The 21970-nt window shown below is 69.2% G+C and carries 23 protein-coding genes; 10 read left to right on the top strand and 13 right to left on the bottom strand.

The genetic code is table 11. The annotated features are described in order from the left end of the window. Positions 1-6: 6 nt before the first annotated feature. The 10 genes from ACYQ5L_RS22830 to ACYQ5L_RS22785 all read right to left on the bottom strand — a co-directional run bounded on the left by ACYQ5L_RS22830 (position 7) and on the right by ACYQ5L_RS22785 (position 11487). Positions 7-900, bottom strand: coding sequence for a 3-methyladenine DNA glycosylase (locus ACYQ5L_RS22830; RefSeq protein WP_459960012.1), 894 nt, complete (start codon positions 898-900; stop codon positions 7-9). Continuing rightward, positions 897-1961: a hemolysin family protein gene (locus ACYQ5L_RS22825; RefSeq protein WP_459960010.1), complete on the bottom strand. Its 1065-nt coding sequence runs from the start codon at positions 1959-1961 to the stop codon at positions 897-899. Before ACYQ5L_RS22825 ends, ACYQ5L_RS22830 begins: the two co-directional genes overlap by 4 nt. Continuing rightward, on the bottom strand, positions 1954-3336 hold the full coding sequence (locus ACYQ5L_RS22820; RefSeq protein ID WP_459960008.1) for a hemolysin family protein: 1383 nt from the start codon (positions 3334-3336) through the stop codon (positions 1954-1956). Before ACYQ5L_RS22820 ends, ACYQ5L_RS22825 begins: the two co-directional genes overlap by 8 nt. Positions 3337-3664: 328 nt before the next feature. After that, entirely contained in the window at positions 3665-5101 is a 1437-nt protein-coding gene (locus ACYQ5L_RS22815) for a GuaB1 family IMP dehydrogenase-related protein (RefSeq protein ID WP_459960006.1), read from the bottom strand. Positions 5102-5620: 519 nt separating this feature from the next. Further along, positions 5621-7045, bottom strand: a complete 1425-nt coding sequence (locus tag ACYQ5L_RS22810) for a DEAD/DEAH box helicase (protein ID WP_459960004.1) — start codon at positions 7043-7045, stop codon at positions 5621-5623. Further along, on the bottom strand, positions 7038-7982 hold the full coding sequence (locus ACYQ5L_RS22805) for a M56 family metallopeptidase (protein ID WP_379194325.1): 945 nt from the start codon (positions 7980-7982) through the stop codon (positions 7038-7040). Before ACYQ5L_RS22805 ends, ACYQ5L_RS22810 begins: the two co-directional genes overlap by 8 nt. Before the next feature lie 43 nt (positions 7983-8025). Further along, positions 8026-8433, bottom strand: coding sequence for a BlaI/MecI/CopY family transcriptional regulator (locus ACYQ5L_RS22800; protein ID WP_459960002.1), 408 nt, complete (start codon positions 8431-8433; stop codon positions 8026-8028). A gap of 74 nt (positions 8434-8507) precedes the next feature. Then, a complete protein-coding gene (locus ACYQ5L_RS22795) occupies positions 8508-9356 on the bottom strand; it encodes an ABC transporter ATP-binding protein (RefSeq protein WP_459960000.1) in 849 nt (282 codons plus the stop codon). Continuing rightward, complete coding sequence (locus ACYQ5L_RS22790) at positions 9353-10453, bottom strand: FecCD family ABC transporter permease (protein WP_459959998.1); 1101 nt, start codon at positions 10451-10453, stop codon at positions 9353-9355. The genes ACYQ5L_RS22795 and ACYQ5L_RS22790 overlap by 4 nt, the downstream gene beginning before the upstream one ends. Further along, positions 10450-11487: a FecCD family ABC transporter permease gene (locus ACYQ5L_RS22785; RefSeq protein ID WP_459959997.1), complete on the bottom strand. Its 1038-nt coding sequence runs from the start codon at positions 11485-11487 to the stop codon at positions 10450-10452. Before ACYQ5L_RS22785 ends, ACYQ5L_RS22790 begins: the two co-directional genes overlap by 4 nt. A 102-nt stretch (positions 11488-11589) precedes the next feature. On the opposite strand from ACYQ5L_RS22785, the gene ACYQ5L_RS22780 reads away from it, so the two are divergent. From ACYQ5L_RS22780 to ACYQ5L_RS22750, 7 genes are all read left to right on the top strand, one after another. Further along, positions 11590-12297 (top strand): hypothetical protein, encoded by a 708-nt coding sequence (locus tag ACYQ5L_RS22780; RefSeq protein WP_459959996.1) that lies wholly within the window; start codon positions 11590-11592, stop codon positions 12295-12297. Between the two features lie 201 nt (positions 12298-12498). Next, complete coding sequence (locus ACYQ5L_RS22775; protein ID WP_459963507.1) at positions 12499-12888, top strand: PaaI family thioesterase; 390 nt, start codon at positions 12499-12501, stop codon at positions 12886-12888. A gap of 120 nt (positions 12889-13008) precedes the next feature. Beyond that, complete coding sequence (locus tag ACYQ5L_RS22770; protein WP_459959994.1) at positions 13009-13311, top strand: urease subunit gamma; 303 nt, start codon at positions 13009-13011, stop codon at positions 13309-13311. 5 nt (positions 13312-13316) lie between these two features. After that, the gene (locus ACYQ5L_RS22765; RefSeq protein ID WP_379194319.1) at positions 13317-13628 is read left to right on the top strand and encodes an urease subunit beta; all 312 of its coding nucleotides are present in this window, start codon (positions 13317-13319) and stop codon (positions 13626-13628) included. Next, positions 13628-15349 (top strand): urease subunit alpha, encoded by a 1722-nt coding sequence (locus tag ACYQ5L_RS22760; protein WP_459959992.1) that lies wholly within the window; start codon positions 13628-13630, stop codon positions 15347-15349. The genes ACYQ5L_RS22765 and ACYQ5L_RS22760 overlap by 1 nt, the downstream gene beginning before the upstream one ends. A gap of 17 nt (positions 15350-15366) precedes the next feature. Continuing rightward, positions 15367-16035 (top strand): O-methyltransferase, encoded by a 669-nt coding sequence (locus tag ACYQ5L_RS22755; RefSeq protein ID WP_379194317.1) that lies wholly within the window; start codon positions 15367-15369, stop codon positions 16033-16035. A gap of 29 nt (positions 16036-16064) precedes the next feature. Then, positions 16065-16478 (top strand): YchJ family protein, encoded by a 414-nt coding sequence (locus ACYQ5L_RS22750; protein WP_459959991.1) that lies wholly within the window; start codon positions 16065-16067, stop codon positions 16476-16478. Between the two features lie 3 nt (positions 16479-16481). Here the strand turns inward: ACYQ5L_RS22750 and ACYQ5L_RS22745 are convergent, their stop codons facing one another. After that, positions 16482-17261 carry a VOC family protein gene (locus ACYQ5L_RS22745; protein WP_459959989.1) on the bottom strand — a complete coding sequence of 260 codons (780 nt, stop codon included), beginning with the start codon at positions 17259-17261 and terminating at the stop codon, positions 16482-16484. Between the two features lie 122 nt (positions 17262-17383). After that, positions 17384-18052: a TetR/AcrR family transcriptional regulator gene (locus ACYQ5L_RS22740; RefSeq protein ID WP_459959988.1), complete on the bottom strand. Its 669-nt coding sequence runs from the start codon at positions 18050-18052 to the stop codon at positions 17384-17386. A 110-nt stretch (positions 18053-18162) separates the two neighbouring features. Here ACYQ5L_RS22740 and ACYQ5L_RS22735 point away from each other — a divergent pair, with 110 nt between their 5' ends. Then, on the top strand, positions 18163-19653 hold the full coding sequence (locus ACYQ5L_RS22735; RefSeq protein ID WP_459959986.1) for an MFS transporter: 1491 nt from the start codon (positions 18163-18165) through the stop codon (positions 19651-19653). Between the two features lie 27 nt (positions 19654-19680). After that, positions 19681-20580 carry an SDR family NAD(P)-dependent oxidoreductase gene (locus ACYQ5L_RS22730; protein WP_459959984.1) on the top strand — a complete coding sequence of 300 codons (900 nt, stop codon included), beginning with the start codon at positions 19681-19683 and terminating at the stop codon, positions 20578-20580. A gap of 18 nt (positions 20581-20598) precedes the next feature. Here the strand turns inward: ACYQ5L_RS22730 and ACYQ5L_RS22725 are convergent, their stop codons facing one another. Then, a complete protein-coding gene (locus tag ACYQ5L_RS22725) occupies positions 20599-21579 on the bottom strand; it encodes a zinc-binding dehydrogenase (protein ID WP_459959982.1) in 981 nt (326 codons plus the stop codon). Between the two features lie 65 nt (positions 21580-21644). On the opposite strand from ACYQ5L_RS22725, the gene ACYQ5L_RS22720 reads away from it, so the two are divergent. After that, positions 21645-21839, top strand: a complete 195-nt coding sequence (locus ACYQ5L_RS22720; RefSeq protein ID WP_459959980.1) for a hypothetical protein — start codon at positions 21645-21647, stop codon at positions 21837-21839. Positions 21840-21970 lie beyond the last annotated feature (131 nt).

The raw sequence follows: 21970 nt of genomic DNA, 5'->3' as shown, positions 1-21970 counted from the left end.
GTCCAATCATGGACCGGGCGTGGCCGCCACGGCCAGGAGTTCCCGGCACGCCTCGGCGAGTCGGGTGCGCAGGGCCGTGGCGCGGGCGGCGATATCGGATTGGGCGCGGACGTATTCGGCGCGGCCCGAGGGCGTTTCGATGCGGATCGGGTCGTAGCCGTAGGCGGCGAGATCGTAAGGGCTGGCCCTCATATCGAGTTCGCGGGCCGCGCAGGCCAGCTCGAAACAGTCGAAGAGCAGATCGGAATCGATGAGCGGGGTGAGTTTGAAGCCCCACTTGTAGATGTCCATGTTCGCGTGCAGGCAGCCGGGCTGTTCGCGATGGATCTGGTCCGCGCGGGTGAGCGGCTCGATATTGAGCGGGACGGCTTCGGGCGTGAAGAAGCGGAAGGCGTCGAAATGGGTGCAGCGCAATTGCATCGACTCGACCACCGCATCGGTGCCCGCATGGCCCAGGCGCAGCGGGACCTGCTGATGGCGCACCTCGTCGCTGCGGTAGACCATGGCCCATTCGTGCAGTCCGAAACAGGACAGCTGGGTGGGCCGGGAGGCGGTGGCCGACAGCAACTCGGTCACGAATTCGAGCGTGCCGCGACGCTTGGCCAGGAATGCCGGATCCGCCGTCCAGGCCGGGGCGTCGCCCGGAACCCGGTGGTAGCCGCGGGCTTCGGCGTACTCGGCGGCCCCGGCCAGGGCCACGCCCCAGCCGGGATGCCACTTCTTCAGCTGCGCCGGCTTGTGGCCGTAATAGGTGAACAGGAAGTCGATCACCGGATGTTCGGCCCCGTCGGCCCGTGCCCGCAGGTACGGGCCGACCAGGTCGTCCACCTTGGCGCGATGGGCCGCGGCCCGCGCGCGCCATTCGGGTTCCGGCAGCGATCGCGGCGTGTTCACGATCATTCGGCGATGCGGTGGGTGGCGTCGCGGACGGTGCCGACGAACTCCTCCACCAGATCCTCGAGGGCGACGATGCCGACGGTATTGCCGCGGCTGTCGACCGCGCGGCCGAGATGGGAGTTGGTGCGGCGCAGGCGGGCCAGGGCCTCGAAGAGGGTGGTGCCCATGCTCACCGTCGGCAGCGGGCGGATATCGGTGCGGGGGATCGGGGTCGCCGGACCCGCCTCGTCGTCGGCCACCAGGTCGAGCACATCCTTGACGTGCAGATAGCCGACCAGGGAGCCGTCGGCCGCGCGCACCGGGTAGCGGGAGAATCCCGTTTCGGCGACCGCGGTTTCGATATCGCCGAGGGTGGTGCCGTCACCGCGCAGCGGCACCGAGCGGGTCTTGGCCAGCGGCACCATGACATCGGCGACTATGCGGTCACTGGAACCCAGCGCCTGGGTGAGGCGACGATGCTCCTCCTCGTCGAGCAGGCCCTCGGAATGGGATTCGCCGAACATCTCGGCCAGCTCCACCGAGGAGACCGTGGCGTCCAGCTCGTCCTTGGGCTCGATGCGCAGCGCCCGCAGCGTCAGATTCGCCGCCAGGTTGTAGACCGCGATCAGCGGCCGGGCCAGCCGCAGGAACATCAGATGCGCCGGAACCAGCAGCAGCGCGGCCCGTTCCGGACCGGCCAGGGCGATGTTCTTCGGAATCATCTCGCCGAGCAGGATGTGCAGCACCACCACGATGGTCAGGGCCAGCGCGAACGAGATCGGGTGCAGCAGTTGATCGGGCACGCCGAGCAGATCGAAGGGCGTCTCCAGCAGATGCGCCACCGCCGGTTCGCCGACGCGGCCCAGCAGGATGGAGCAGATGGTGATGCCCAGCTGCGCGGCGGCCAGCATCATGGACAGGTTCTGCCCGGCCTGGATGACCGTGGTGGCCGAGCGCTTGCCTTGTGCGGCAAGGGCTTCCAGCCGGTCGCGGCGGGCGGAGATGAGCGCGAACTCGGCGGCAACGAAGAAGGCGTTGCCGAGCAGCAGCAGCACGGTGAGGCCGATGGCCCACAGATCACCCATGGTCGTGCTCCCAGCTCGCCAGGACCTCGGCGGTCACCGGGCGCAACAGCACCCGGTCGATGCGGCGGCCGTCCATGCGTTCCACCTTCGCGATCCAGCCGCCGTCGGTGTGCGGTTCGAAACCATTGTGGTGACCGCTGCCCGGATGCGGCAGCAGCACCTCGTCGCCGGTCTCGGGGATGCGGCCCAGCCGGGTCAGCACCAGGCCGCCGAGGGTTTCGTATTCGCCCTCGGGCGCGTCGTATCCGGTGGTGCGGGAGACCTCGTCGATGCGCAGCAGACCGGAGCAGTCCCAGCCCGCGGGCGTGCGGCGCACATCGAGTTCCTCCTCGTCGTGCTCGTCGCGGACATCGCCGAGGATCTCCTCGATGATGTCCTCCATGGTGACCAGGCCGGCGGTGCCGCCGTATTCGTCGACCACCAGCGCCACCTGCATGCCGTCGGCGCGCACGCGCTCCAGCACCTCGTCGCCGTCCAGGCTGGCGGGCACGATCGGCACCGGCTGCGCGATGGACGACAGCTTCACCGTGCGGCGCGTCCGCACCGGGTGCAGGAAGGTCTGCTTGATGTGCACCACGCCGAGGGTGTTGTCGAGATCGCCGTCGATGACCGGGAACCGGGAGTACCCGGTGCGGCCCGCGGCCTCGATGAGATCGGCGAGAGTGTCGTCCTTGTCCAGGGATTCGATCTTCACCCGCGGCGTCATGAGCTCCTCGGCGCTGCGGTCACCGAACTGCAGCGACCGGTCCACCACCTGCGCGGTGCGCTGATCGAGCGCGCCGTGCAGCGCGGAAGTCCGCACCAGCGAACCCAATTCCTGCGGCGAGCGCGCGGAGCGCAGTTCCTCGGCCGGTTCGATGCCCATCCGGCGCACGGCCCAGTTGGCGGTGCCATTGAGGAAATTGATCATCCAGCGGAAGACGGTGGAGAACCAGATCATCGGCCCCGCGGTGGTGCGCGCGGTGGACAGCGGCGCGGCGATGGCGATGTTCTTGGGCACCAGCTCGCCGTAGATCATGGACAGCGAGGTGGCCAGGATCAGCGCCAGGGCCAGCGAAATGCCGTGTGCGGCAGCGCTACCCACGCCGAGGGCGGTGAAGACCGGCTCCAGCAGCCGGGCCAGCACCGGCTCGGCGATATAGCCGGTGATCAGCGTGGTGATGGTGATGCCCAGCTGTGCGCCGGAGAGCTGGAAGGAGAGCGTGCGATGCGCCTGGCGCACCTGCCGGGCGCGGCGATCGCCCTCGCGGGCGTGAGCCTCGACGGTGCTGCGTTCCAGGGCTGTGAGCGAGAATTCCGCCGCGACGAAGAGCGCGGTTCCGGCGGTGAGAGCGATGAAGCCGAGCAGGCTGAGAACGGTGAACACGACCGACACGATCAGCACCGCCCGGTCGCGTGTAGTGCTGGGAGAACGGGAACGCCGGGTTTGTCACCCGGCTCGGTAGAGGAGCCCTCCTGAGCGGCGCCCTTGGACGCGGGTGACAACTGGTTCCTTTCGAAGGACGGTAGTGGTGCGGCAATCGCTCGGTGGTGCCGAACGGGTCCGGTATCGCACATGGTACCGGGTGAAACGCGATGGCTATTGTTCGGGCGCACGGCCTCCGGTATGACCGGCTCAGACACAGATATGACCGGCCCGGACACCTCGAACCCGGCGAGTCGGTGCGACTCGCCGGGCTCGACTGTGCGGTGCTACAGGATGGTCACCAGCCCGACGGCAGCGGACGGCCCTCGGCGAAACCGGCCGCCGACTGCACGCCCAGTGTGGCCCGCTCGTGGAATTCCGCGAGGGTGCGGGCGCCGGCGTAGGTGCAGGAGCTGCGCACGCCGGAGGTGATGTGGTCGATCAGGTCCTCCACGCCCGGGCGCTCGGGATCCAGGCGCATGCGCGAGCTGGAGATGCCCTCCTCGAACAGCGCCTTGCGGGCGCGGTCGAAGGCGGAATCGGAGGCGGTGCGGGCGGCCACGGCGCGCTTGGACGCCATGCCGAAGGACTCCTTGTAGCGATTGCCGTCGCGGTCGATGCGCATATCGCCGGGCGACTCGTAGGTGCCCGCGAACCAGGAGCCGATCATGACGTTCGACGCGCCCGCCGCCAGGGCCAGCGCCACATCGCGCGGGTGGCGGACGCCGCCGTCGGCCCACACGTGCTTGCCGAATTCCTTGGCGGCGGCGGCGCATTCGGCCACGGCCGAGAACTGCGGCCGGCCCACGCCGGTCATCATGCGGGTGGTGCACATGGCGCCGGGGCCCACGCCGACCTTGATGATGTCCGCGCCGGCCTCGATGAGATCGCGGGTGCCCGCGGCGGAGACCACATTGCCCGCCACCAGCGGCACGCCCAGATCCAGGGCGGCCACCGAGCGCAGCGCCTCCAGCATCTTGATCTGGTGACCGTGCGCGGTGTCCATGACCAGCACGTCCGCGCCGGCGTCGACGAGGGCCTTGGCCTTGGCCGGGACGTCGCCGTTGATGCCGACCGCGGCGGCGATGCGCAACTGGCCCTGGGCGTCCACGGCGGGCTGGTAGATGCCGGCGCGAATGGTGCCGGTGCGGGTCATGACGCCGGCCAGGGTGCCGTCGGCATTGACCAGCACGGCCAGATCGCGATGGCGGGCGTGCAGCAGGTCGAAGACCTCACGCGGCGAGGCGTCGGCCGGGGCGGAGACGAAATCGGTCTCGGCCACGGTGCTCAGCCGGGCGAAGCGGTCGACATCCGCGCAGGCGGCCTCGGTGACGACGCCGACCGGCTTGCCGTCCTCGACCACGATGACGGCGCCGTGCGCGCGCTTGTGGATGAGCGCCAGCGCATCGGACACCGACTGATCCGGATCCAGGGTGACGGGGGTGTCGGCGGTGAGCGAGCGGCTCTTCACGAAGGCGATGGTGTCCGCGGCCGCTGGGATCGGCAGATCCTGCGGCAGCACCACGATGCCGCCGCGGCGGGCCACCGTCTCGGCCATGCGGCGGCCGGCGACGGCGGTCATATTGGCGACGACCAGCGGAATGGTGGTGCCGGTGCCGTCGCTCGAGGACAGGTCGACATCGAAACGCGAGGTCACATCCGTCCGGCTGGGGACGAGGAAGACATCGTCGTAGGTCAAGTCGTAGGGCGGATTCTGCCCGGGAAGAAACTGCACGGTTGTTGCCGCTCCATAGGTTGACGTGGGGTTTTCGTGTTCTCCATGCTCCGATAGCAGGTATATGGCACGAATTCACCCGAAGGTCATCCACTGGGCCGGATTGCCCTTCGCGCGCTACCTGGTGTCACGCATGCAACGCACCAGTGTAGTCGGCCACCTCGGCCACAGTTGGTACGCAGTGCCCATTGCAACGCTGTGCTGTCGAACACGTTGTCATTCCGAAAGGTTGTTCCGGACGGCCGGACGCTGGAAGTGTGCGGAGCGGCGAGCCGGTCGCATCCGGTTGCGCGCCCGCCGGGGTGGCCGTGATTTCGCGCTGTGACAGGCACATCCGAGCTCGCCGACCGCATCGCCATCGGCGACACCGGATCGATCGCTTCGAATACCGCCTCGAGGTGATCGATGGGGATGCCGACCTCACCTGAGCGGGTAGCTCAGCAATAGCCGTCGTGGTCCGGCGCGGTGAAGCCCTCGGCGTGTCCAGGGTGATGCCGGAGTGTCGCCGGACCCCTGATCTCAGCGACCGGAGCGCCGCGCCGCGCCCGGTTTGCGTTTCTTATTGTGCTGGCGGCTGCCGGTGCGCGGATCGACGCGCGGCCGGAAGGACGGTCGCGGTGAATCGGGCTCGGCGGCAACGGGAACGGCCGGATCGGGGACCGGGCGTCCGGAGGGGCGACGGGCGCCGGTGATCTCGGCCAGGCGGCGATCGCCGGGGCGCACCTCCACATCGGTGAGGGTGACGCTGGCGCGGCGGGCCATCTCGGCGGCCTCCGCGCGCTCGTCCGGGGTGACGACGGTGACCACGGTGCCGCTCGCCCCCGCGCGGGCGGTGCGGCCGGTGCGATGCAGGTAGTCCTTCGGATCCTCCGGCGGATCGACGTGCACGACGAGGGAGATGTCGTCGACGTGGATGCCGCGCGCGGCCACATCGGTGGCGACCAGGACGGGCGCGGTGCCGTCGGCGAAGGCGGCCAGGGTGCGATTGCGGTGGTTCTGCGATTTTCCGCCGTGCAGCGCCGCGGCCGGAATCCCGGATTCGCGCAGGCGGCGGGCCAATTTGTCGGCGCCGTACTGGGTGCGGACGAACAGCAGCGTGCGGCCGGCGCGCGCGGCGATCTCGTTGACGACGGTGCGCTTGTCATTGCGGCGCACGTGCAAGGCGTAGTGCGCGATGTCGGGCGCGGACGTGCCCGATGTGGTGGCGGCGGCCGCGTCCGCACCCGGCTCGCTGCCGGGCGCACGCGCCGGCGCGGCATCTCCGGTGGCGGGATCCCCTTCTCCCGCATCGGCTTTCGGTGTTCCCGGTTGCTCCGACACCGCATGCCGGACCGGGGCGTCGAGGTAGCGCTCGATGAGCGTGTCGACGGTCTCGTCCAGGGTGGCCGAGAACAGCAGGTGCTGAGCCTGTTCCGGGACGCGGTTGAGGACCGCGGTGAGCTGCGGCAGGAAGCCGAGTTCGGACATGTGGTCGGCCTCGTCGACCGTCACCACCACAACCGCGGACAGGTCGGCGGCCTTGCGGCCGATGAGGTCGGTGAGGCGGCCGGGGGTGGCGATGAGCAGGTCGACGCCGCGGCGCAGGCGCTCTTCCTGATTCTTGATCGGCAGGCCGCCGACGGCCGTGGTCATGCGCAGGCCGAGGGACAGCGCGGGCTCGTCGAGCGCGGATTCGATCTGAATGGCCAGCTCGCGCGTCGGGGCGAGGATCAGGCCGCGCGGCCGGCCCGGCGCCGAGGGCGCGCCGAAGAGGCGGACCAGCATGGGCAGGCCGAAGGCCAGGGTTTTGCCCGAACCCGTTGCGGCGCGGCCGAGTACGTCGTGACCGGCGAGGATGTCGGGAATGACGGCGGCTTGAATGGGGAAGGGCTTGTCGAGGCCGTCCCGGCGCAGGGCATGCACCAGCACCGGCGGAAGACCCAGCTCCGCAAAGGTCTCAGGCACGCGTCACCAGCAGCCGGCTCAGCTCCTGCAGCCACGGAATGGCCACGGCGAGGGTCGGCACCACCAGAATGGCGGCCGCGGCCAGATAGGCGGCCGCCGCGATCTTCAGATCGCCCATGGGCCCGGCCAGCCGCTGAATGCGGATCAGCGTGGTCGGCCCGCCCACGGCCATGGCGCCCTGCGGGGCAGGGGAATTGGAGCAGGCCACCAGGGCGCGGGCCAGGGGAGTGGGTCCGGTCACCTTGACCGCCGAATCATCGGCGAGCAGTTCGATGAGCAGCTTCACCGAATCCAGCGCGGACTTGGAGCGCACCACCCGCGGGAAGGCCTCGTGCGCGGCGGTGAACGCCTCCAGCACCAGGTCGTGGCGGGCGCGCAGATGCGACCGTTCGTGGCTGACGATCGCGGTCAACTCCTCATCGGAAAGATTGGTCACGGTGCCCTGGCTGAGCACCACGCGCTGGCGGATGCCGGGCAGGCAGTAGGCAATGGGTTCGGCGGCGGCCAGCACCCGGATATCGGCGGACTTGCGCTCCACCCCGCTCTGATCGAGCAGGTCGACCAGCATGCGGTGCCGGGCCCGGCGCCGCCGGGTGTGCACGCCGACGCGGATCACCGAGAAGATGAGCCGCGCGCCGATGAGCAGGGTGAGCGCGAAGACGGTGACATAGGCCAGCCACAGCGGCAGGCCGAGCGCGTCGATCTCCTGGCTCGGGGTGGTGGTGGGCCGTCCATCGGGTCCGGGCACGAGCAGCCGGCTGGCGATGGCCAGGCCGGAGCTGAATGCCGACAGCACGGCCGCGAGCGCGATCGCCTGCCAGAGCACCAGTGCCGCACGGGGACTGCGATAGGGCCATTGGGCTCGGCTGAGCAGCGCCGGGGCCGGTCCCGCCAGAAACAATGCGAGACCGGCGAATACCGCCGCTGTTACGTCCATTCCTCAGCTCACTACGTTGTGGGGGTCTGGCCGAGGTTGTCGTTTAAGGCTGCTTGCCCTCTCCCGACTGCTTGCGCGCCGCCTCGGTTGCTTCGAGCTTAGCGAGTGCATCGCGCAATGCGGCAGCCTCATCGGCTCCGACTTGTTCGACGAAGTGCACCAGCGCCGCCCGGCGGCTGCCGACTTCATCGGCTTGCTGGAGCGCGTCCACCATGAGGGAGGCGACGAGTTCGTCGCGAGTGTGCACGGGGGCGTAGCGATGCGCGCGATCGTCGCGCTGCTGGACCACCAGATTCTTCTTCGCCAGACGCTGCAGCACAGTCATCACCGTGGTGTACGCGAGCTCGCGGCGCTCGGCGAGAGCCTCGTGGACCTGCCGCACCGTCTGGGGTTCATCGGCCGACCACAACTGGTCCATGACCGCTTTCTCGAGTTCACCAAGACCTGCCATCCCACAAGTTTACGGAGACAACGACACGAATGCGTACTACAAGTCGTCGTAACCGGGTAGTTGCTGGTGTGGGATTAGTCATAGCGGCGGGCCGGAACTTTTTCGCAGCCCGCGGATCCGTGCACATGCCGGGTGCCGATGGGCACGATCATCGGTCGCCCGGACACCGGATCCTCGAGGACCTCGGCGCGCAGGCCGAAAACTTCCTGCAACAGCTCGGCGGTGACGATCTCCGCCGGGCGGCCCTGGGCGACGATGCGGCCGGCGTGCATGACCACCAGGCGGTCGCTGTAGCGGATGGCGAGATTGAGATCGTGCAGGACCATGACGACCGTGCGGCCGTAGTCGTCGTGCAGGCGATCGACCAGATCGAGCACCTCGAGGGAGTGGGCCAGATCCAGATAGGTGGTGGGCTCGTCGAGCAGCAGGATGTCGGTGCCCTGGGCCAGAGCCATGGAGATCCAGGCGCGCTGGCGCTGGCCGCCGGAGAGTTCGTCGAGGGTGCGGTCGGCGAGATCGGCGATGCCGGTCTGCTCGAGCGCGGTGGTCACCTCGGTTTCGTCGTCGGCGGACCACTGGCGCAGCCAGGACTGATGCGGATGGCGGCCGCGCGCGACCAGATCCGCGACGGTGAGACCCTCCGGGGCGACCGGAGTCTGCGGGAGCATGCCGACAATGCGGGCGATGTCCTTGGTCTTCATGGTTGAGATCGCCTTGCCGTCCAAGACGACCCGGCCCGCCTTGGGGCGCAGCAGGCGGCCCAGCGAGCGCAGCAGCGTCGATTTACCGCAGCCGTTCGGCCCGATGACGGTGGTGATCAGCCCGGGTTCGATATCGAGGCGGAGCCCGTCGACGATGATGCGGTCACCGTAGCCGAGGGTGATGTCCTCGGCGCCGAGGTGATGGTTTTCGACGGCGGTCACAACGTCGCCTTCCGGTTCGCGCGTACGAGCAGATAGATCAAGAATGGCCCACCGAAGGCGGCGGTGACCACGCCGACCGGCAGGTCGACGGGAAAGAGCGTGCGGGAGGCCAGGTCCGAGCCCAGCACCAGAATGGCCCCGATCAGCGCGGAGGCGATGATCGGCTCCCCCGGGGTGCGCAGCAGGCGGCGGGCGATCTGCGGCGCGGCCAGGCCGATGAAGCCGAGCGGGCCGACCGCGGCGGTCGCCAGGGCGGAAGCGGCGACGGCGGAGCCGATGAGAACGGCCTGCTGGGTTTGGATCCGGACGCCGAGCACCCGGGTGGTGTCGCTGCCGAACCGCAGCGCGGCCAGCGTGCGCGCGGAGGCCGCGGCCACGGTGAGAGTCACGGCCAGACCGATGGCGGCCGGCCACAGGGTGGACCAGCCGGCCTTGTTCAGCGAACCGGTCAGCCAATGCTGGGACCGCGACGCATCCATGAGCGTGGCGCGGGTGAGCAACCAGCTCACGATCGCCAGCAGTGCCGCATTCGCGCCGATGCCGATGAGCACCAAACGGAATCCCATCACCCCGCTGTCGCCGGACGCATTGCGCCCCCACGCCAGCAGGTAGATGGCCACGCCGGTGAGCAGGCCCGCGGCCAGCGCCGCGAGCGGAACGCCCAGCGTGACAATCACTCCGGTGGTCGCGAAGCCCGTTCCCGAGATCACCAGCACCGCGCCGACGCTCGCACCGGCGGTGATACCGAGGATGTCCGGACTGGCCAAGGGGTTGTGCAGGATCGACTGCGTGATCGCGCCCGCCATGCCCAGCGCCGCGCCGACCACGACGGCCGTCAGCGCGCGGGGCAGCCGCGAATCCAGAATGAGGAACCGCTGCGCCCGGGTTCCGCCGCCGCCGAGCACATCCAGCACCTTGCCGAGCGGAAGCCGATACTCGCCGATGGCGATATCCATGGCGAACAGCACCAGTAGTACGGCCATCAGCGCCGCGATGGTCAGCAGCGCGCCGATGCGCAGGACCGCGGAGAATCCGCCGATCCGCACTGCGGGGCGAACGGCGCGCACGGTCGGCGACTCCGACGTGGAAGCGCTCACAGGCTCACCAGCTTTCGGCGGCGCACCATGAGGATGAAGAAGGGTGCGCCGATCGCTGCCAGGGTGACTCCGGCCTGGAGTTCGCCCGGACGCGCGATGAGGCGGCCGACGGTGTCCGCGAGGAGCAGGGTGAGTGCGCCGATCAGGCCCGAATAGGGCAGCAGCCAGCGGTAATCCGGGCCGGTGAGGGCGCGGGCCAGGTGCGGGACGATCAGGCCGAGGAAGGCGATCGGGCCGACGGCGGCGGTGGCGGCGCCGGCGAGCAGGACGACCGAGGCCAGGCCGAGCATGCGGCTGCGGGTGAGGTTGACGCCCAGGCCGCGGGCGATATCGTCGCCGAGGCCGAGCAGGTTCAGGCCGGGGGCGGAGATCAGGGCCAGGACCATGCCGAGGATCAGGAAGGGCAGCACCTGCCGGAAGACCGAGGCGTCGTGCCCGGCGACATCGCCGACCACCCAGTAGCGGTAGGTATTGAGGGCCGTCTCGTCCATGAGGACAACGACATTGGTCATGGCCTGCAGGAACGCCGTCACCGCGGCGCCCGCGAGCACCAGGCTCAGCGGGCTGGCTTTACCGCCGCCGATCGAGGAAACGCCGAAGACGACGAGTCCGGCGATGAGCGCGCCCGCGAAGGCGAACCAGATGTATTGCGCCGGAGTCGTGAGCGCGAACAGGTGGATGCTCAGCGCCGCGAGGAAGGCCGCGCCCGCGTTGAGTCCGAGTAATCCGGCGTCTGCCAGCGGGTTTCGGGTGTATCCCTGAATCAGCGCGCCCGCCATCCCCAGCGCCAGGCCGGTGATGAGCGCCAGTCCGGTTCGCGGCAGCCGCAATTCGCGCACGATCTGCTCGGCGGCGTCCTGCGACGGGCACGTCAGGGGCAGCCCGCCCGGGCAGGTCAGCGCCTCCCACACCGTATTCAGCGGCAGAGTGCGCGATCCGAGGGCGATGCTGGCGGCCACTGCGCACAGCAATAGCGCGGACAGCAGCAGAAGTCCGGACAGACGTCGCCGTCTGGTGGTGACTACGGCGGGCACGGTGACGAACTACTCCTGACGAGTTCATTGCTGATCTAAGTATGGTAACCCTAACCTATCTTCCGTTCCGGCCCGCAAACGTCGAGTGATGAGGAGGTTCGAATGCTCGAACCCGTGACCGTGTGCCCCCCTCGCGATATGAGGCTGTCCTTCAGCCGCGCGTGCGCCCGGCTGCGTGCGCTGCAACCGGAGCATCCGCGTGTGTATGCCGTTGCCGCCATGGCTGATCAGGGCAAACGCCGGTGGTGGCGATTGGCCGACGGGGTTCGTGAAGGCCGCATCGAGCTCATGTACCGGCGTCACGCCGCCGAGATGACCGATGCCGGAATCGCCGCCGAGGTGGTGGCCACCGCCCTCATTCACGCGGTCGTCGGCCGCGTCATGGCCCTGCTCGTCTCCGAGGGCCGGGCCTGGGATCCCGGCCTGGAGAACCTCTGGATCCACACCGACAATGACGGCGGCATCGACTGGGCCGGACTGGCCGACACCACGATCCGCGTGGTCGAGGGCGACCGCCTCGACGGCGAACCGGGCGTGGTGACCCTGCCCTGCGAGCCCGCCCTCTACGTCTGGCTGGCCGCCCGCAGCGAACCGGCGCTGATCCTCATCCAGCAGGCCATGGCCCGCTGCTCCGGCTTGAGCGCCCGCCGCTTCTGGTCCCTCGTCGCCGAATCCATTGTCGGTGCGGCGACCTATGTTCCGGCGCTGGCCGGCACCAATTCCTCCGAGGGTGCGCGCCGCGGGCAGGCCATGCTCGCGGCCTTGGAGGATCGTGGATTGCCGGTGCGAAGGGCTTGCTTTGTTAGGTAAGCCTGACCTACACTAAGAACCGGCGTTAGGATCGAGCGAGAGTCCCGAGGGCTGCGGTGACCCCCGATCCACTGCCGCGGCGGGTTCCCCTTCCGGGGGGAGCCCGCCGCTTCGTATTTCCCGGCCTGTGCCAGGGTGGATCCCATGACGCAGCCAGACTTCTCGTCGATCCGCTCCATGGCCGATGTGACGCCCGAGCTCATGAACAAGCTGAGCGAGGGCACCTTCACCGACCTCATCGGTTTGAAGTTCACCGAGACGGGCCCGGATCGGGTGGTGGCGGAATGGGTGGTCACCCCGCAGCAGTTCCAGCCCTTCGGCATTGTGAACGGCGGCGTGTACTGCACGGTCATCGAATCTCTCGCCAGTTTCGCGGCCAGCGTCTGGCTGGGGGAGCGCGGCACCGTGGTGGGCGTGAACAACAACACCGACTTCCTGCGCTCGGCGCGCGAAGGCACCCTGCGCGGGGTGGCGACGCCGATTCATCGCGGGCGGTCGCAGCAGCTGTGGGTCGTGGTGATCACCGATGAGCAGGAGCGCACCGTGGCGCGCGGCCAGGTGCGGCTGCAGAACATGTACGCGCAGAACTGATTCGCGACCGCGCGGCGGATTTCCGCCGACGCGCAGTGCAACATCGCCGAAACATGCAGGTAACGCGGGGCGTGCCAGAATGACCGACGACCCGCCCCGCGACCTCGGTGAGGAGCCCGAATGCGTTTGTCGCCGCACGAGCAGGAACGCCTGCTGCTGAGTTACGCGGCCGAATTGGCTCGGCGGCGGCAGGCCCGGGGGTTGAAGCTCAATCACCCCGAGGCGATCGCGCTCATTACCGATCACGTCCTGGAGGGGGCGCGCGACGGGCGGACCGTGGCCGAGCTCATGGCCTCCGGGCGCGCCGTGCTCACCCGCGCCGACGTGATGGACGGCGTGCCGGAGATGATCCACGACGTTCAGGTGGAGGCCACTTTCCCCGACGGCACCAAGCTCGTCACCGTTCACCACCCGATCGGATGACGCGCGTGATTCCTGGCGAATACCTGTGTGCCGAAGGCACTATCGAACTCAATCCCGGGGCCGACCGCATCGAACTGGATGTGGTGAACACCGGTGACCGGCCGGTCCAGGTCGGGTCGCACGTGCACTTCCCGCAGGCCAATGCGGCGCTGCGCTTCGATCGCGAGGCCGCGCACGGCCGCCGCCTCGATATTCCCGCGGGCACCGCGGTGCGGTTCGAACCCGGTCTGGGCCAGCGGGTTTCGCTGGTTCCCCTGGGCGGGACCCGCGAAGTGCACGGAATCAGCCTCACCCCACCCGGAAAGCTGGATGCCTGATGGCCGAACTCTCCCGCGCCCGCTACGCCGAACTGTTCGGGCCGACCGTCGGCGACCGAATCCGGCTGGCGGACACCGATCTGCTCATCGAGATCACCGAGGACCGCAGCGGCGGACCGGGTCTCGCCGGTGACGAGGCCGTCTTCGGCGGCGGCAAGGTGCTGCGCGAATCCATGGGCCAGGCGCGCGCCACCCGGGCGCAGGGCACCCCGGACACCGTCATCACCGGTGTGGTGATCGTCGATCACTGGGGAATCATCAAGGCGGATATCGGCATTCGCGACGGGCGGATCTGCGCCATCGGCAAGGCCGGTAATCCCGACACCATGAGCGGGGTGCACCCGGACCTGGTCGTCGGCCCGTCCACCGAGATCATCGCCGGTAACGGCCGCATCGTCACCGCGGGCGCGATCGACTGCCATGTGCACTTCATCTGCCCCCAGATCCTCGACGAGGCAATCGGTTCCGGCATCACCACCCTGATCGGCGGCGGCACCGGACCGGCCGAGGGATCCAAGGCCACCACCGTCACGCCGGGCGCGTGGCATCTGGGCCGCATGCTGGAGGCCACCGACTCGTGGCCGGTGAACATCGTGCTGCTGGGCAAGGGCAATACCGTCAGCCAGGATGCGCTGTGGGAGCAATTGCGCGGCGGCGCCGCGGCTTTCAAGCTGCACGAGGACTGGGGCACCACGCCCGCGGCCATCGACGCCTGCCTCACCGTGGCCGACGCCTCGGGCGTGCAGGTGGCGCTGCACTCGGACACCTTGAACGAGGCCGGATTCGTGGAGGACACCCTGGCCGCGATTCGCGGCCGGGCCATCCACTCGTATCACACCGAGGGCGCGGGCGGCGGGCACGCGCCCGACATCATCACCGTCGCTTCACATCTCAATGTGGTCCCCAGTTCCACCAATCCGACGCGGCCGCACACCGTGAACACCCTCGACGAGCATCTGGACATGCTCATGGTGTGCCATCACCTGAGCCCGTCCATTCCCGAGGATCTGGCCTTCGCGGAGAGCCGCATCCGGCCCTCCACCATTGCCGCCGAGGATCTGCTGCACGATATGGGCGCCATCTCCATGATCGGCAGCGACGCCCAGGCCATGGGCCGCATCGGCGAGGTGATCATGCGCACCTGGCAGACCGCGCACGTCATGAAGCGCCGCCGCGGCGCGCTGGCGGGCGACGGCGCGGCCGACAACAACCGGGTGCAGCGCTATGTCGCCAAGTACACGATCTGCCCGGCCGTGGCGCACGGCCTGGATGCCGAGATCGGGTCCATCGAGGTCGGCAAGCTGGCGGATCTGGTGCTGTGGGAGCCCGCGTTCTTCGGGGTGCGCCCGCACGCGGTGCTCAAGGGCGGCGTGATCGCCTGGGCTGCCATGGGCGACGCCAATGCCTCCATTCCGACCCCGCAACCGGTGCTGCCGCGTCCCATGTTCGGCGCCTCGCCCGTCGTGGCGGCGGGGGCCTCGCTGCACTTCGTCTCCGAACAGGCCATCGAGGACGGTCTGGCCGAGCGGCTGCGGGTGAACCGGAAACTGGTGCCGGTGGCCAATGTTCGCAAGCGCACCAAGGCCGATATGGTCCGCAATGACGCCATGCCGCGCATCGAGGTGGATCCCGACACCTTCACCGTGCGCATCGACGGCGAGGTGTGGGCGGAGGAGCCCGCCACCGAACTGCCCATGGCGCAGAGGTATTTTCTGTTCTGAGTGGCAGACTGCCCAGTATGAGCAACTCGGACTGGGCAGAAGTGGACCGCTACCTCGCGGATACGGTCGTGGGAGACCAGGATTCGGCGACCCTCGAGGCGAACGCGGCCGCCGGCTTGCCCGCGATCGACGTCTCGCCGCCGCAGGGCAAGTGGCTCTACCTGCTCGCCAAATCCATGCGCGCGGAACGAGTCCTGGAGATCGGCACCCTCGGCGGCTACAGCACCACCTGGCTGGCGCGCGCCGTCGGTAAGGAAGGCCGCGTCGTCACTCTCGAATTCGATCCTCATCACGCCGAGGTGGCCCGCGCCAATCTGGACCGGGCCGGGGTCGGGGATCGCGTGGACGTGCTACCCGGGGCCGCCCTGGAAACCCTGCCCCTTATCGCCCAGCGCAAACCGGAACCCTTCGACCTGGTCTTCATCGACGCGGACAAGATCAACAACTCCAACTATGTGAACTGGGCGCTGAAACTCACCCGCCCCGGCTCGGTCATCATCGTCGACAATGTGGTCCGCCACGGCGCCATCGTCGACGCCGATCCCGACGCCGCCGCCCAGGCCAGCCGCGATGTCATCGAATTGTTCGCCGCCGAACCACGATTGGACGCCACCGTGCTGCAAACCGTCGGCAGCAAGGGCTGGGACGGCTTCGCCTACGCCGTCGTCGTCGACCCCGAGGAGTAGGGATCGGGCCGGATTGGAGAATGGGGTGCGTGTCCAAGCGCCGCAACTCCACTCCGGTCCCGCAGTCCTGTCCGTGCGGGCTGCCCGCGAACTACGCCGATTGCTGTGGACGGCTGCACCGGGGCGAGGCCGCGGCGAGCAGCGCCGAGCAGTTGATGCGCTCGCGGTTCAGCGCCTTCGCCGTCCGGGACGAGGGGTACCTGCTGCGCAGCTGGGATCCCTCGACCAGGCCGGCCGAGGTGGATTTCGACCCGGGGCTGCGCTGGGAGGAGCTGGAGATCATCGGCTCGACCGGCGGCGGGCCCTTCCACACCGAGGGGACGGTGGAGTTCCGGGCCCATTACCGGTCGCACGGCGCGGCGGGCGTGCTGCACGAGAACAGCCGGTTCCGCCGCGACAACGGTGCGTGGGTCTACCTCGACGGCGTGATCGAGGATTCGTAATCGTCAGTGCGGGAAGGCCATGACGGCGAAGGCGGCGCCCGCCGGATCGGCCAGGACGCCGACGCGGGAGGGGCCGGGCAGGTCCTTCGGCTCGTCGATGATCTTGCCGCCGAGTTGGACCGCGCGGGCGACGGTGGCGTCGACGTCGGGGACGTGGATCGTCATGGACCAGAAGGGGGCCGGTTCGCCGGGGGCGGCCCGGTGCGCGCCGCCGAATTCGCCGGTGCCCGGGGCGGAGATGGCCTGGTAGGGGTTCTCGGTGGCGGTTTCCCAGGCGGCGTTGGCGTAGGTCCAGCCGAGGGCCTTCGCATAGTGGGCGAGGGCGTCGGCGGGGGCGCGGGTCGCGGCGTACTCGACCCAGCAGGGGTTGTTCGGCGCCATCCAGCGTTCGGTGCCGGGATCGGTGATGGGCTGGGCGAGGCCGTAGGGCGCGCCGTCCGGATCGGTGAGGATGGCGAATTTCAGGCGGCCGAAGACGTCGGCGGGCGCGACGAAAACGCCCGCGCCCGCGCCGACCGCGGCGGTGGTGGTGGCCTCGAGATCGGCGACCGCGAAGTAGGGGAGCCAGACGGCCGGTTTCACGGTGCCGTCCGGATTGGCGGCCGAGACGACCCCGGCGACTTGAGCGTCGTCCTGGCGCAGGATCGTGTAGTGACCGGCCTCGGGACCGGTGTCCTCGGCGGTCCAGCCGAACAGGTCGCAGTAGAAGGCGGCGGTGGCGGGGATGTCGGGGGCGCTGACGTCGAACCAGCGGGGTGTGCCGGGAATGAAAGCGGGAGGCATGGTTTCTCCTCGTCGTCGGAGACGGTTGGTGCGCGCAGTGCGGGCAGGACCGCACCGTGTGCATTCGTACAGACGATGCCCGGCAGCCGGATTCATCGCCGCCACCGATACGCGACGGGTGACTAGCGCGCGGCGCGGGCCTCGAAGCCGTCGCAGAGTGCGGTGAGGCCGGAATCGAGCATGGCCACCGGGTCGAGCAGATCGGCGCGGCCGGTGCCCTCCAGATCGGCGAGTGCGGGAGTGGGCGGCCAGCAGGGCGTGCCGTCGAGCAGGGCCTCGAGACCGGAACGCTCATCGGCCTCGCTGTCACGGGACGACAGCAGCCGCGCGCTCACCTGCTGCAGCGCGACGCCGGCGATATAGCTCCACACCGACAGTGACATCCGGGTGGCCTCGCGGGTGTCGACGCCGAGTTCGCGGAAGCCCTCGACCAGCCAGCTCAGCACGATGAGGCTGTTCTCGCCGAAGTTGTAGCGCGGTACCGCGAAGGTGAACAGCACCCACGGATGTTCCTGGTACAGCCGCCAATCCACCTCGGCGGCGATGCGCACCCGGTCCCGCCAGGTCCAGCCCCGGCCCTCGGGCGAGGGGTAGGGATTGCGCCGGGAGACCTCGTCGGTCATCTCCGCGAGCAGCGTGTCCTTATTGGGCACGTGCCGGTACAGCGACATGGCCCCCGCGCCCATCCGCTCGGCGATGCGGCGCATGGACAGGGCCTCGAGCCCGGACTCGTCGGCCAGGGCGATGGCGGTGTCGACGATGGCGGCCCTGGTGAGCTTGGCCTCGGTCATCGGACGAATTCTTCCCTTCCCCGCGCCGTTGTGCGTACACTGTACTCCGGCCGCGCGTACGTCGTACGCGCTCCTCAGTTCGAAGCCCGGATCGACCCGAAGGATAGGTGATGACCAGCACGCTCGCGCATTCCGCCGCGAAGACTCCCCGACGCGCCTGGGCCGGACTGGCGGTATTGCTGCTGCCGGTGCTGCTCGTGTCGATGGATATGTCGGTGCTGTATCTCGCCATGCCGACGCTCACCGCGCACCTGGATCCCTCTGCGACGGAACAGTTGTGGATTCTGGACATCTACGGCTTCCTCATCGCCGGGCTGCTGATCACCATGGGCAATCTGGGTGATCGCATCGGGCGGCGCAATATTCTGCTCGCGGGCGCGACCATCTTCGGAATCGCCTCGGTGCTGGCGGCTTTCGCGCCGAGCGCGCCGGTGCTGATCGCGGCGCGGGCGCTCATGGGCGTGGGCGGCGCGACGCTGCTGCCGTCGAGCCTGGCCTTGATCTCGACGCTGTTCCCCGATCAGCGGGCGCGCAATACCGCCATCGGCGTGTGGACGGCGTTCTTCGCGGGCGGGTCGGCGGTGGGCCCGATCATCGGCGGCGTGCTGCTGCACCACTTCTGGTGGGGTTCGGTGTTCCTGATCAATACGCCGGTGCTGCTGGTGCTGCTGGTCTTCGGGCCGCTGCTGCTGCCGGAGCATCGCGCGGCGGGCCTCGCGCCCCTGGATCTGCCGAGCGTGGCGCTGTCGATCGGCGGCATCCTGCCGGTCGTGTACGCGATCAAGGAGTTCGCGGCGCACGGGTTCACCGCACCGTCGGTGGGCATCGGCCTGGTCGGCGTGCTGCTGCTGACCCTGTTCATCCGGCGGCAGCGGACACTGACGGAACCGCTGGTGGATCTGAGCCTGTTCCGGCGCGGGCTGTTCTCGGTGGCCATCGGCTCCAGCACCGTGGGCATGCTGGCGCTGGCCGGGATGAGCTTCCTGACCAGCACCTACCTGCAGTCGGTGACCGGGCGTGACGCCTTGCAGGCGGCGCTGCTGGGCATCCCCATGGCCATTGTGGTGTTCGCGTGCTCGATGAGCGGTTCGCGGATCGGGCATCTGCTCGGCACCAAGACCAGCTTCGTGCTGTCGCTGGGCATGGCGGCGGTCGGCAACCTGATGTTGCTGGGCCTCGGCGTGGACGGCGGAATCGGCTGGTACATCGCGGGATCGGTGATCGCGGGCGCGGGCTTCGGCATTGCCTTCACGCTGGTGTCGGAGGTGTCGGTGTCCTCGGTGCCGCCGGAGCGGGCCGGATCCGCGGTGGGCATCTCGGAGACCAGTTTCGAGCTCGGCAACGGCCTGGGCCTGGCGCTGCTGGGTTCGCTGGCGGCGCTGGTGTTCCGGTCCGGCGGCGATTTCGCGCCGACGCTGGGGGAGACCATCGCCCGCGCGGGGAACGACACCACGCTGATCGATTCCGCGCGTTCGTCTTTCGTGCACGGCATGCATTTCGCGACCACCGCGGGCGCGATTCTGCTGGCCGTCATGGCGGTCATCGCGCTGGTGGCCAAGCCGGCGCCGGTGCGCGCCAATTCCGCGCACTCCGGGTCGTAATCCCGTCCGGCGTCCTAGAGTCGAGGCGTGGGTGAGAATTCCGCGCCGAATCCGGAGAATCGCAACGGGACCACTGGGCGGCCGCTCGCCGAGCGGGTGGCCACCAGACTGTTCTATCCGACCTCGCGCCCGCGCGAGAAATCGCTGCGGGACGCGGTCTCCGGGCGCGTGATCCTGGTGACCGGCGCCTCGCACGGCATCGGCAAGGTGACGGCGAAGAAACTCGCGGCCGCGGGGGCGATCGTGCTGCTGGTGGCGCGCACCCGCGAGGACCTCGACCAGGTGGCGGCGGAAATCGGCGCGGCGGGCGGGACGGCGCACGTCTACCAGGCCGACATCACCGATATGGAGGCCGTCGAGCAACTGGGCCGCACCATTCTCGACGAGCACGACCACGTGGACGTGATGATCAACAATGCGGGCAAGTCGATCCGCCGGTCGCTCGCGAAATCCTACGACCGCTTCCACGACTTCACCCGCACCATCGACGTCAACTACCTCGGCCCGGTGCGGCTGCTGCTCACCCTGCTGCCGAATATGCGCGAGCGCGGCCAGGGCCACATCGTGAACGTGTCCACCTGGGGCCTGCGCATGCCGCCCGCCCCGCGCTGGTCCGCCTACGGCGCCTCGAAGGCCGCCTTCGACGTCTGGTTGCGCACCGTGGCAACGGAAATCGCCGCCGACGGCGTGACCACCACCTCGGTCTACATGCCGCTGGTGCACACCCGCATGAGCGCACCCACCGACTTCTCCGGCGTGCCCGGGCTCACCGCGGAGGAGGCCGCCGACCTCATCTGCCATGCGGTCACCGCCAAACCCCTGGAGATCTCACCGTGGTGGACCGGGCCGGTGCAAGCGTGGACGGATCTGCGACGCGGGGCGGCGCAGCGGTTCATGGAGCGCAGCTTCCGCACGCTGAAGGGATGAGCTCGCGGACTTCGCATTTCAGGGGACGAGCACGACCTTGCCGGTCGTCCCCCGCGTCTCCAGCGCGCGATGCGCGGCAGCCGCTTCCGTCAACGGAAACAGGTGCACGGCAGGCCGCAAGCGTCCGGCGGCGGCCTCGGCGAGCGCCCGCAGTTCGAGATTGCGGATACCGCCCGCCTGCTCGAACATGCGCTGGCCCAGCACATTCTGTGAGGTCACTCCGCGCGACGTGAGCTCTTCCTCGGTGAAATCGGCCGGTCCGGATGCCGCTCCGAAATTCAGGCGCTGCCCACCCTTATCGAGCAGATCGATTGCCGCGCGGGCGATCTCGCCGCCCACGCCGTCGAAAAGCAGGGTCACCGGACGCTCGCCGTAAACGTCGCGCACGCGATCCACCCACCCGGCTCGCCGGTAATCCACCGCCAGGTCCGCGCCATTGCTCCGCACCATCGCCACCTTCTCGGCCCCGCCCGCCAGCCCGATGACCTGCGCCCCGGCGTTTTTCAGATACTGCACCAGGAGTGTGCCGATTCCACCCGCCGCGGAGGTCACCATGGCCACCGTGTCCGTGTCGATCGTCGGCGCGAACTGCAGAATTCCCATGACTGTCCGCCCGGTCCCGACCATGGCGACCGCCTCCGCCGGGGTCAGTCCCGCCGGAATCGCATGCAGCCGTTCAGCATCGGTGACCGCCTGCTCGGCATACCCGCCCGGCACCGGCCCCAGATACGCGACCACCGCCCGCCCGACCCAGCTCCGATCCACCCCGTCCCCGACCCGGTCGACCGTCCCCGCCACCTCCCGCCCTGGAATGGTCGGAAGTTCGGGCAACGGAATGGGCCCCGCCACATCTCCCCGCCGCAGCGAGGTGTCGATGAAATGCACTCCCGCCGCCTGCACCGCGATCCGCACCTGCCCCACCCCCGGTTCCAGATCATCGACGGCGTCGTAACGCAGATTCTCGGCAGGTCCGAACGCATGAAGACGGATGGCACGCACGGCAACTCCTAGTTCCTCGACTGATCGCACGCCCAGCCTGCAACCCGAACCAAGGTTCAGGTCAAGTGCGGACCAGACGGCGCGGTGACCGCTCGGACCTGACGTATACCGAAGTCGGCACGTGCCCGACCGCGCCCGCCGAAGGTCGGTACGGGCTCGCCGCACGCGCCGAGGCCGGCGGTGGTCCGGCCGCGCACGCTGAGGACGGCGGGAGCCTGACCGCACACGCCGAGGTCTGTCCGACCGACCGCGCCCGCTGAGGGGTGATGTGGCCCCGACCCGCAGGTGCCGGGGGTCGGCGTGGCTCGACCTAGCACACCGAGGATCGGTGAGGGCTCAACCGCACAGCCGAGGTCGACACGACTCGACCGCACACGCCGAGGTCGGCGTG

The organism is Nocardia sp. IFM 10818, from assembly GCF_054655275.1.
Note: the sequence above shows the minus strand (reverse complement) of the source record. Positions and strands in the feature narration are given on the sequence as shown.

Excerpts from the sequence above, each read along its gene's own strand:
- ACYQ5L_RS22830 (WP_459960012.1), bottom strand. The coding sequence starts at position 900 with ATGATCGTGAACACGCCGCGATCGCTGCCGGAACCCGAATGGCGCGCG.
- ACYQ5L_RS22740 (WP_459959988.1), bottom strand. The coding sequence starts at position 18,052 with ATGACCGAGGCCAAGCTCACCAGGGCCGCCATCGTCGACACCGCCATC.
- ACYQ5L_RS22775 (WP_459963507.1), top strand. The coding sequence starts at position 12,499 with ATGAACAAGCTGAGCGAGGGCACCTTCACCGACCTCATCGGTTTGAAG.
- ACYQ5L_RS22755 (WP_379194317.1), top strand. The coding sequence starts at position 15,367 with ATGAGCAACTCGGACTGGGCAGAAGTGGACCGCTACCTCGCGGATACG.
- ACYQ5L_RS22745 (WP_459959989.1), bottom strand. The coding sequence starts at position 17,261 with ATGCCTCCCGCTTTCATTCCCGGCACACCCCGCTGGTTCGACGTCAGC.
- ACYQ5L_RS22780 (WP_459959996.1), top strand. The coding sequence starts at position 11,590 with ATGCTCGAACCCGTGACCGTGTGCCCCCCTCGCGATATGAGGCTGTCC.
- ACYQ5L_RS22825 (WP_459960010.1), bottom strand. The coding sequence starts at position 1,961 with ATGGGTGATCTGTGGGCCATCGGCCTCACCGTGCTGCTGCTGCTCGGC.
- ACYQ5L_RS22805 (WP_379194325.1), bottom strand. The coding sequence starts at position 7,982 with ATGGACGTAACAGCGGCGGTATTCGCCGGTCTCGCATTGTTTCTGGCG.
- ACYQ5L_RS22760 (WP_459959992.1), top strand. The coding sequence starts at position 13,628 with ATGGCCGAACTCTCCCGCGCCCGCTACGCCGAACTGTTCGGGCCGACC.
- ACYQ5L_RS22800 (WP_459960002.1), bottom strand. The coding sequence starts at position 8,433 with ATGGCAGGTCTTGGTGAACTCGAGAAAGCGGTCATGGACCAGTTGTGG.
- ACYQ5L_RS22770 (WP_459959994.1), top strand. The coding sequence starts at position 13,009 with ATGCGTTTGTCGCCGCACGAGCAGGAACGCCTGCTGCTGAGTTACGCG.
- ACYQ5L_RS22735 (WP_459959986.1), top strand. The coding sequence starts at position 18,163 with ATGACCAGCACGCTCGCGCATTCCGCCGCGAAGACTCCCCGACGCGCC.